This is a genomic window from Streptomyces cahuitamycinicus, from assembly GCF_002891435.1.
GTDB lineage: Bacteria > Actinomycetota > Actinomycetes > Streptomycetales > Streptomycetaceae > Streptomyces > Streptomyces cahuitamycinicus.
This window is the reverse complement of record NZ_POUC01000019.1, coordinates 35,348-43,429: the sequence shown is the minus strand read 5'-3', so window position 1 is coordinate 43,429 and position 8,082 is coordinate 35,348. Positions and strand designations below refer to the sequence as shown.

At 70.3% G+C, this 8,082-nt stretch carries 5 protein-coding genes; all 5 read right to left on the bottom strand.

Annotated features, from left to right (window positions below; all coding sequences use genetic code 11):
* Nucleotides 1–19: 19 nt before the first annotated feature.
* Nucleotides 20–955 carry a carbon-nitrogen hydrolase family protein gene (locus tag C1J00_RS04920; RefSeq protein WP_102907792.1) on the bottom strand — a complete coding sequence of 312 codons (936 nt, stop codon included), beginning with the start codon at nucleotides 953–955 and terminating at the stop codon, nucleotides 20–22.
* Nucleotides 956–1,024: 69 nt separating this feature from the next.
* The gene (locus C1J00_RS04915) at nucleotides 1,025–2,068 is read right to left on the bottom strand and encodes a phenylacetate--CoA ligase family protein (RefSeq protein ID WP_102907791.1); all 1,044 of its coding nucleotides are present in this window, start codon (nucleotides 2,066–2,068) and stop codon (nucleotides 1,025–1,027) included.
* Entirely contained in the window at nucleotides 2,065–5,097 is a 3,033-nt protein-coding gene (locus C1J00_RS04910) for a flavin reductase (protein ID WP_102907790.1), read from the bottom strand. The genes C1J00_RS04915 and C1J00_RS04910 overlap by 4 nt, the downstream gene beginning before the upstream one ends.
* A complete protein-coding gene (locus C1J00_RS04905; protein ID WP_245936203.1) occupies nucleotides 5,094–6,596 on the bottom strand; it encodes a 4-hydroxyphenylacetate 3-hydroxylase N-terminal domain-containing protein in 1,503 nt (500 codons plus the stop codon). Before C1J00_RS04905 ends, C1J00_RS04910 begins: the two co-directional genes overlap by 4 nt.
* An 11-nt stretch (nucleotides 6,597–6,607) precedes the next feature.
* Nucleotides 6,608–8,077, bottom strand: coding sequence for a hypothetical protein (locus tag C1J00_RS04900; RefSeq protein ID WP_102907788.1), 1,470 nt, complete (start codon nucleotides 8,075–8,077; stop codon nucleotides 6,608–6,610).
* Nucleotides 8,078–8,082: the final 5 nt, after the last annotated feature.

The window sequence follows — 8,082 nt, the reverse complement described above, 5'->3', positions numbered from 1 at the left end:
GGTTGGGCTACGAAGATGGTCACGAACGAGTCCCCTCATGTGCACTGGTCGCGCCGGCGGGCCGGCCCCGGTCCGGGCCGCTCCCGGTCAGGCTCGCCCGCAGTTCGGCCGCGAGATCCCGGTCCGCTCCGGCGTACGGGGTGAGCAGCTTCTGGTAGGCGTCGGGCCGGCGGAGTTGCTGCCAGCGGCGGCCGTCGCCGTCCGCGGGCTCGTCGAGGTCGACGACGAGGGTCTCCGGCTCGTCGCTGCCGGCCTGCGCGAGCACGCCCTCCGGGCTCGCGACCAGACTCGTGCCGGCGAAGTGGATCTCCACGAGCCGGTCCCCGCGCTTGCCGCGGACGACGCCGACCGAACTCGCGTAGACGATGTTGACGCCGTTCAGGTACGCCGCCGTGCGCAGGGCGTTCACCATCAGCGGCTGGTTCTGCCCCAGCGTTCCGCCCGGCACGAAGATCGTGCGCGCGCCGGCCAGCGCCAGCAGGCGGACCACCTCGGGGATCCAGAAGTCCGAGCACACGGCGATGCCGATCTGCCCGAACTCCGTCGACAGGACACCGAGCGAGTCGGCCTGGCGGCACACCACCATCTCGTTGCCGAAGGCGTGTGCCTTGACGGCGCGCCCGGTGATGACGCCCTGCCGGCCGATCAGCAGAGACGTGTTCCGGTACATGCCGTCCTGCAGGTCCTCGACGAGCGAACCCAGCAGGATGTGTGTGTTGAGCTTGCGGGCCAGGGACTGGAAGCCGTCGACGATCGGCCCGGGGATCGGAGTGTCGGTCCGCCCCTTCAGGCCGTCCTGCCCCGGCATGTACCACGGCGGGCCGAGCAGGAACTCGGGAAAGCACACCAGGTCGATGTCGCCGGCACCGCAGACGTCCTCGATCGCCTGGTAGGCGTTGCGCAGGCCGTCTTCGTGATCGTCGACCCACTGGGTCTGTACTACCGCTACCCTCATGCGTCTTGTCTCCTCGGGATGCCACCGGTGGATCGGCCGCGGCGGCTGCGTGCCGCGACCGGGTACGGGTCATGACGTGGCGGTACTCCAGTCCTGCACGCCGACGACCGTGACCTCGGCCTCGACTCCGAGCGCCTCGCCGATGCCGCTGCGGATCGCGCGCCGCATCGCCCCCAGGTCGACCGCTTGAGGGCCGGCCACGGCGCAGGTCACGTGGAAGGTGCCGTCCCGGACGGCGCAGGCGAAGTGCGGTGCGAGCCTTCTGTGGCCGAACACGATCCGCTCCACGTCCAGCGTCGAGACCAGCCCGTCCGGTCCGCGTACCGCCGACGCCGCGCTGCCGAGCGGCACCAGGACCCGGCTGGCGGAACCGCAGTGACAGCGGCGTTCGGCCGGCCACAGCTCGACGAGTTCGCCGGTCGGTGAGCCGTCCAGGAGCAGCTCGCCGCGCAGGCCACCACGGACCTCCGCCCGCAGCCGGTGGTCGCACAGGTGCAGTGCGCCGTGGTCGCAGGCGACGGCGACCGTCGGTGTCGACGGCGTCCCGTACAGGGCGGAGGTCCGCGCGGCCCAGGCGGCGCCGATGCGGTCGAGGCGTTCGGTGGAGCAGGCCTCTCCCACGCAGATGATCGTCCGGATGGTCGAGTCCTCCGGCCGCCGCCCCAGCGAGAGAGCGAGGTTCGCCAGTTCCGCGGCGAAGCTCGGCGAGCACACCAGGGCGGTCACTTCGTACTGCTCGATCAGCCCGAGCAGCCGCGGCATGGGGCAGATGGTCCCGCTCGTCCCGACGCTGATCACCGAGGCGCCGACCATCTCGATCACACGGTCCACCTCGGCGCCGACGAACGACAGTTCGTACGGCACGGCCGAGACCACGACGTCGTCCTCGGTCAGCAGCCGGCCCAGCGCCAGCGTCAGGTCGATCTGGTTCAGGATCCACTCGTCGCGGGTCATCACGATCGGCTGTGATCCGCCCGAGGCGTCGACCCGTTCGCCGTAGCGCGCGCGGACCGGTTCACGGCCGTCCGCCGCGGTGGGGGCCGGTACCGGATCGCGGGTGAGCAGCTCCAGGAACTGCTCGTAGTGCGCGGCGATGGACGTGGTCGTCGTCACCTGGCCTCCGCTTCCCGGGCGAACCGGCGCCACCCGTAGTCGTCGAGAGCGCTGTCGCCCCGTTCGGCGCGAAGCAGTGGGCGGCTGTCGGTGCCGGTCTCCATGTCGACGCTGACGACCGTCGCCAGGACGAACTCGTGGTCGCCGATCCGGTAGGTCGACTTCAGGCTGCAGTCGATGGTGCCGACGGCGCCGGACAGCCGTGGGCAGCCGTTGGCGGAGGGCGTCCACGAAAGGGCGTCGAAGCGGCTGTCCGGCCTGCCCTGCGAGAAGGCGTCGGACACGTCGTGCTGGTCCTCGCCGAGGATGTTGACGCAGAACCGGCCGGTGTCCGCGATGGCGTTCCAGCTGGTGCTGCCCGAGCGCACCAGGAAGCCGATGAGGGCGAGTTCGTCGGATACGACGGTGAGCGAGCCGATCACCAGTCCGTACGGGGTCGGACCGTTCCGCTCGGACTGCCGTGCCGTGCCGGCGACCACCGTCACGGCCCGCGGCAGAAGCTCGCCGATGACCCCGAGGTCCGGCGCCGTACGGGACCGCGGGCTCCGGGCGAGGTCGGGCACCGGCGTCGCGGCGGGGTCGTCGCGCAGCCGGCGGACGAACCGGCCGGTCACGCTGGCCGGGTTGTCCGCGAGGTCCTCCGGCGTCCCGCTGTGCACCACCCGGCCGCCCTCGCGGCCCGCGCCCGGCCCCAGGTCGATCACCCAGTCGGCGATGGCGATCACCTTCACGTTGTGCTCGATGACCACGATGGTGTTGCCCGTGGAGATCAACCGCTCGAACAGGGCCAGAAGGTGCCGGATGTCCGCGGTGTGCAGGCCGCGCGTCGGCTCGTCGAAGATGAACAGCGTGCGGTTGCGGCGCTGCTTGAGCAGCTCTCCGGCCAGATTGAGCCGCTGTGCCTCGCCACCGGAGAGCGTGGTCGTGGAGCAGCCGAGCTGCAGGTAGCCGAGGCCGAACTCGCTGAGCACACCGAGCGCCTGGACGACCTTGGGGCTGCTCTTGGCGTCGAACCATTCGAGGGCGTCCTCGACGGTCATCGACAGGACGTCGTGGATGTTCTTGCCGCCCAGCCGCACTTCGAGGACGTGCTCCTGGAAGCGCCGGCCCTCACACTCGGGGCAGACGATGAACTCGCTCTTGAACAGGGTCATCTCGATCTCGGCCAGTCCGAGTCCCTTGCACGACTCGCACCGGCCACCGGCGACGTTCGGGCTGAACTCGCCGCGTCCCAGGCCGCGTTCGACCGCGTCGGCGCTGCCGGCGAAGGCGTCGCGGATGTGGTCGCTGACGCCGATGTAGGTGACGAGCGTGGACCGGCTGGAGCGGCCGATCGGGCGCTGCTCGACGTAGATGACGTCGTCCAGGGCCTCAACTCCCTGGACGTCGTTGCTCTCGGCCGCCCCGCCGGTCGCCCGCTGGGCGATCGTCCGGGAGACCGCTGCGTGGAGGTCGGCCACCAGGGAGCTCTTGCCCGCGCCGGACACGCCGGAGACGCAGGTCAGCGCGCCGAGCGGGAACCTCGCGGACTGGTCGACCACGTTGTTGCGCGTGATGGCCCGCACCTCGGCCCACGGCACGCCGGCCAGGTCGGTCCGTGTGCGCGACGGCCCGTCCGACGCCATCGCGGTCGCCGTCGGCGAGTCGCCGGAGGCCAGCAGGTCGGCGTACCGGCCCTCGAAGACGACTTCGCCGCCGCGGGATCCGGCTCCGGGTCCCAGCTCGACGATCCAGTCGGCGGCACGGATCACCGACTCGTCGTGCTCGATGACGATGACCGTGTTGCCGAGATCGCGCAGCCGTCGCAGCGAGGTGAGGATCTTCCCGGTGTCGGCCTCGTGCAGACCGGCGGTCGGTTCGTCGAGGACGTACATGACCCCGGTCAGGTCACTGGCCAGATGCTGCGCCAGCAGCAGCCGCTGCAGTTCGCCGCCGGAGAGGGTGGTGACCGGCCGCTGCAGCTGCAGGTGTCCCAGGCCGACGTCCTCGATGTTCGCGCTCTGTTTGACGATCGCGGAGGCGAGCTCGCGGACCTGTGCCGGCACGTCGCCGGTGGCCAGCCCGTCGCGCAACCGGGTGATCGAACGTGACAGCTCGTCGCCCTGGAAGTCGTGGAAGGTGTGCCCGGCCACCGTCGCCCTGAGCGACTCGGGGCGCAGCCTCCCTCCGTTGCACGCGGGGCAGACTTCCCGTCCGAGATAGTTGGTGAAGGCGTTCTTGCGGGCGGCCGACGACGCGTTGCGGTACGCGCGTTCCAGGAAGCCCAGGATGCCCTCGAAGCGGAAGTCGTTGGTGACCTTGCGGATCTTGAGCGTGTAGATCGTGTCCGAGCCGTGCAGCACCCGCTCGGTCTGCTCCGGGCTCAGCTTCTCGAACGGCAGGGCGAGGTCCAGGCCGATGTCCGCGGCCATCGCCTCGAAGGCCTTGCGCACGTTGGGAACGGCGAACGTGCCGGGGTCGGCACCGTCCCAGATCTCGGTGAGCGTCTTCGACCGGTCCGGGATGATCTTCTCCAGCGAGAAGCCGACGAGTTCGCCGATGCCGTCGCACTGAAGGCACTTGCCTTCTTTGCGGTTCGGGCTGAAGTGCTTCGCGGAGTGCGGTTCGGCGAAGCAGCCGCAGTCGTCGCAGAACAGGCCCGGGCCGGTCGGGCCGAGACAGGCCGGGCAGACCGGCCGGGACCCTGCGCCGAACAACAGCCGGTACAGCCCGTCGAGTCCGGTGAGGGTCCCCACGGTCGAGCGGGGGTTGGAGTAGCCGCCGTCACGCTGGCGCAGTGCCACCGGGGGTTGCGTCCCAGCGATCCGGTCGAACTGGTAGTCGCCGTCGCCCATGTCGAGGGACTTGCTGGACAGGGCCCCCAGGTAGAGCGTCTTCGAGTGTTCGAAGAGGGTGTCGATGACCAGGGACGACTTGCCCGACCCGGAGACGCCCGCGGCGACGACCAGCTTCCCCTTGGGGAAGGAGACGTCGACCGACTTGAGGTTGTGGGTCGTGACGCCCTCCAGCCGGATGCTGTCGAGACTCATGTGGTGTAGTTCCGCCCTTCGGCCAGATCGCGGGCCTGGGTTTCGCAGCGCTGCAGGTCGGGATATCGGGCGTAGAGCATCGAGCGGACCCGGGCGGGATCACCGCGGTTCCACGTCTCGTACAGCTCCTGGCGCATCCCGAAACGGTCGACGGCCAGATCGGCGGCGAGCCGGAAGATCCGGGACTTCTCGTCCACGCTCATCTCGCGCCCGCACATGTAGGTGTCCAGCACCGCGCGCAGCTCGGAGGTGCCCAGGTCCGCGTCCGAGGGCTGCATGATCAGTCCGGACGCGCCGATCTGCCGGATGATCTCCGAGCCCCGCGTGGAGAAGCGTCCGGCGACGGCGTCGAGCGCGGCCGTCGAGCCGGGGGCGAGCAGCCCGGAGGAGGTGGGCCGGCACTCGGCGTCGATCGCGGCCAGGCCGAGCCTGACGATCTCGACGTACGAGGTGAGTTCGCCGAGAAGATCCGTGACCTGCCGGAACTTGTCGACGCCGATCGCCTGGGCCAGCAGCGACGCGACCCCGAGCATGGTGCGCAGCCGGTGGTAGTAGCGCACCTGGCCGGTGTAGAGCGACCACTTGTTCAGCTCGCCGAACCCGCGGACGGCCGCTTGGGAGTCGTCGAGCAGGAAGACCCGGTCCATCGGGATGAACACATCGTCGAACACCAGCATGGCGTCCTGCTCGTCGAAGCGCGCCGAGAGGCCGCCGGAGCCGTCGGCGTACGACCTGCGGCACAGGACGCGAAGGCCCGGAGTCGCCAGCGGAGCGGCGAACCAGCAGACATAGCTGGGGTCTTCGCGCAGGTAGTTCGCGGGAGAGAGGTAGATGAGCACCTCGTGGGCGTACGGCGCGAGGGTGGCGATCTGTTTGGCTCCCCGCACGACGATGCCGTCGGCCCCGCGCCGCACCACCCTCAGTCCCAGTTCCGGCCGGTCGGCGGGGGTCGAGGAACGGTCGATCTGCGGGTCGCCCAGGCCGTGCGTCAGCGTGAGATCGTTCTCGCGGCAGTAGTGGTAGTAGTTCTCGGCGTTGCGCCCGAACTCGGGGTCCACTTCGGCCAGTTCGAAACGGTAGTCGTACAGGCCGACCACGACGTTCGACATGAAGTCGGGTATCCGGGAGAGCTGGCCGTAGGAGGCCTCCGCCCACCGGTGGGAGTTGACCCACTTGCGGCTGAGGCCGTCCCGGTCGGCCGGCGCCAGGTACGACAGGCTGACGAGGTTGCCGGACGTGTCCGACCGGTGGAGCATCTCCTGTGCCCGGCCGGGCAGGTGCTGGGCGTCGTAGAGGCCGGCCAGCGTGGACAGCATGGGCCGGAAGCCCGGGTCGCCGGTCACGTCGACCCGGCGTCCGTCGCACCAGACCTCCCGCTCGTCCTTGAGGCTGGCGGCGTACTCGCTCCCTCGCCAGGCTCCGCCGGAGGAGCCCGGCAGCAGGGTGATCTCGTCGGGGGGCATGACGCTGTCAGAGGGCTTGGATCCTGTGGTGGTCACCGTCCGCGCTCCTACGGGTTCCGCTCGGCCGCACCGGACCGGAACGGCTGGTAGCTCTGCTCTTGCACCTGGGGGAAGTACTCGCGTGTCGCCTCGCCCACGACCCGCATCAGCTCGGCGTCGAGGGAGCTGGGATCGGTGATGAGCTTGGCCAGCGGCGAGTCCGGCACGGCGTTCGCCAGGGGTGTGCGGCGTGCCCGGTGGATCACGGCCAGTGAGTGCTGGGCGTTGGCCGCGTCCCGCATCTTGTAGACCGCCTGGGGCCCATCCGGTATGCCGATCATGGATTTGGTGCCGCCGCTGCCCAGGCAGTTGCGGGGCATGTGCAGGTGCTCGTGCCGCCACTGCTGGTGGGCGGAGTGCAGTTTGAACGCCTGGTCGACGACGGCGTGCCGCAGCCACGCCTCCGGGTCGTCGTGGCGGCGTGCGTCGATGTCCCGGACGGTCTCCTCCAGTGAGGCCTCCCCGAGCGAGTTCAGCCAGGTCTCCAGGTCGTTCCACATGTGCTTGAACAGGTCGCGGAACATGTGCTGTTTGATCGACAGCGAGTGCGTGCCGCTCGCGGGCCCCAGGTTCGTCCGGAACCCGTGGTACTCCCCGGTCGCCAGGTGCTCGGCCATCACCCGCTGCGCGTCGACCACCGGACCGAGCAGTTCCCGGCAGGCCGTCAGGTGCTGCGCCGCCCGGCTCAGGGCCGAGGCCCGGATGGCCCGGATCGCGACCTCCAGGTGGTCGTTCGCCTCGGCGCAGAGAATCTCCGGTACCTGGTGCAGGGCGACGAACTCGCCGTGCAGGGTGTCCGCGTTCAGCTCGGTCGCGGCGACCGCTCGCGCCAGCGTCTCGGCGGAGATCAGCTCGTCGGTGCTCCGGCTCACCCCGATGGGTACGGCCGTGAGGTCGCTCTCCCACTTGGTCGCGTCGTGGCAGCCGGTCCGGATGCCGTGCAGCACGCGGTACAGCGCGTCGTCGATGCTCTTGGTGGCGATCGTGGAGCGGGTGAGTTCGGGCGCACCGGCCAGCAGCGACCCCTTGGCGACGTCCTCCAGCCCCCGGAGCGCCTCTACGTAGGCCGCGTAGCCGGAGGACTCGGAGACGCTCACGGCCGTGGCCCCGGCGGACACGCCGGCCCCGAAGATGCCGCGGGCGCCGGACGTCACGGTGCCGAGCCCGCGCAGCAACCGGTGGAATCCGACGGCCCACTGGACGTAGCGGGAGGCGGCCGGGATGTCGCCGGCCAGCAGGCACGCCTGGGTCCTGCGCGCCAGCCGGGCCAGGTTGAGCAGGCACACCTCCGACGCCTGGAGGACGGCGCACACCGTCGAGTCGTACGTGCCCTCCGGCACTCCCCGTGCGGCCCGCGCCTCGCCGAGCAGGTCGATGCGGTGCAGCTGGTCGTAGCTCTCGGCGACCGGTCCCAGTTCGGTCCTCTGCCGTCGGCCGGCGCACATGTCGGCTTTTACTGGATCGTCCAGGCTTGACATTGCGC